At 38.3% G+C, this 1,693-nt stretch carries 4 protein-coding genes and 1 pseudogene; 4 read left to right on the top strand and 1 reads right to left on the bottom strand.

Annotated features, from left to right (window positions below; all coding sequences use genetic code 11):
- The 4 genes and pseudogenes from ACFINI_RS09840 to ACFINI_RS09825 form a co-directional block, all read left to right on the top strand.
- Window positions 1-244: pseudogene (locus ACFINI_RS09840) on the top strand (hypothetical protein); the annotation flags it as partial.
- A complete protein-coding gene (locus ACFINI_RS09835) occupies window positions 241-639 on the top strand; it encodes a hypothetical protein (RefSeq protein WP_375620636.1) in 399 nt (132 codons plus the stop codon). The pseudogene ACFINI_RS09840 and the gene ACFINI_RS09835, both read left to right, overlap by 4 nt.
- Window positions 627-797, top strand: coding sequence for a hypothetical protein (locus ACFINI_RS09830; RefSeq protein WP_375648030.1), 171 nt, complete (start codon window positions 627-629; stop codon window positions 795-797). The genes ACFINI_RS09835 and ACFINI_RS09830 overlap by 13 nt, the downstream gene beginning before the upstream one ends.
- A gap of 21 nt (window positions 798-818) precedes the next feature.
- Window positions 819-1,178, top strand: a complete 360-nt coding sequence (locus tag ACFINI_RS09825; protein WP_375632751.1) for a hypothetical protein — start codon at window positions 819-821, stop codon at window positions 1,176-1,178.
- 52 nt (window positions 1,179-1,230) lie between these two features.
- Here the strand turns inward: ACFINI_RS09825 and ACFINI_RS09820 are convergent, their stop codons facing one another.
- Window positions 1,231-1,431, bottom strand: a complete 201-nt coding sequence (locus ACFINI_RS09820; RefSeq protein ID WP_015856172.1) for an AlpA family transcriptional regulator — start codon at window positions 1,429-1,431, stop codon at window positions 1,231-1,233.
- Window positions 1,432-1,693: the final 262 nt, after the last annotated feature.

Here is a 1,693-nt window from a genome sequence, read left to right as displayed (position 1 = left end):
GCAGGATTACGTAAACTTGGAAAATCATAAAAATGACTTTGTTGGTACAAAGATTGGCAAAAATCCTTACACTTTTGGGCAAATACCTCCTGGAAGTGGTCCTTGGAAAGAAGCATGGCAAATATTTAAGGGCTACCCCAGTGTTCATGCTTGTTATGGTCATGCCGGTGATGAGTGCACATCGCTTTATGGATTACCTAATCGTACGCCAATTTATTCAAAATATTCAGGGAGGAAAAAATGAAACAAATCTTGAAATTATTAAGCGGAATAGTTTTGGTTAGTGTAGCTGGATGTAACATCGATAAGCCTCCTCCAGGGTATCTAAGTATGTGGGAGAAGTCTGGAGCAGATTTTACGGAGATAGGAAAAGCATTGTTAGAATGTGGTATGCCAACCCCTTATGATGTTTTTCCAGAAAACCAACAGCAGAGCATTAATGCTAAAGCAACAACTTATGCCTGCATGCTCCAAGCAGGATTCCACTATAAAGGGAGAGGTAACTGGTGTTATACTTTTAAAGAGAAAAACTTGCCGATTTGTCGTCCAGGTGCTGTCATACCACAGCGCAGTGTCAAGAAGCGCTTAAACAGCCCTTTTTGTACAAAGCATCCAGAACAACCTGAATGCGAGCCTTAAGTCTTGCTGTTTGTGATAATCAACAATCCGCCATCCTTGCATTTGCTTGGAATGGCGGGATTGTTTCCTCAACCAACCATTTCAATATTGTTCACCGTTGTTTAAACAGCGATGACAGGAAATATCAACAGGCTTATGAGCTTTTTTATTGTAAATAAATCCATTGAAAGAGGGGAATAATGAAGAAAATCTTAAAACTGTTGAGTTGTATAGCTCTGTTAAATACAGCTGGATGTGTTAACTCAATTCCCTCACTTTCTCCAGCATTATGGAGAAATAAAATACTTTTAGAATGTGGAGTACCGGACCTTAATAAGGTTGTGGCGCTAGATTTGAATCAATTTGCCAGTATTGAAATGTGTATGGCGCAATCAGGTTTTCGCCCTAGCTTTACAATACAAGATTGGTGTGAGAACCATAAATCAGACAACCTTCCCATATGTCGTCCTGGTGCTGTCATGCCTCAGCGAAGTGTTGAGAGACGCTTAAATAGCCCTTATTGTAAAAAGCATTCAGAACAACTTGAATGCAAACCTTAAGTCTTGCTTCAGCAGAGAAAGCCTTGTCCGTCCTTACGTGATAAGGTTTTTTTTATGCCGCGTCGTTATAACGTTGCTGTTTTGCTTGCTCGATGACATTCAAAAGATCCGATTGTAACCAACGGGATAAAAAGCCAAATTTTAAAGGTTTTGGGAGAGAGCCATTGGTTACATGACGGCGGAATGTTGAAACACTCATATGAAGCAATTTTGCACTTTCACGGTCAGTTAAAAGAATATCATTTTCTGTCATTCTAAAATCCTTTCACTATAAAAACAAAAACAAATCATAATCATTTATTAACCACATTTTGGTTCATTTAGAAAGATATTTTATTCATAGAAAACAATATTTTATTATACAATTTCTAATGTGATAATTTATGAGTCTTATTGAGAGAGAATGAGAGAGAAGAGAGCTAAAGTTATCCACAGATAATGGGGTTATTCACCCCATATTTTAGGTTTGACCCGTGACATAAGCCGCCCATTTATCCATATAGACACGGCGCTGT

The sequence above is a fragment of the Bartonella sp. AA56HLJMS genome (assembly GCF_042197145.1).
Taxonomy (GTDB): domain Bacteria; phylum Pseudomonadota; class Alphaproteobacteria; order Rhizobiales; family Rhizobiaceae; genus Bartonella.
The sequence above is the reverse complement of the archived record's forward strand: the minus strand, read 5'-3'. Positions and strand labels throughout refer to the sequence as shown.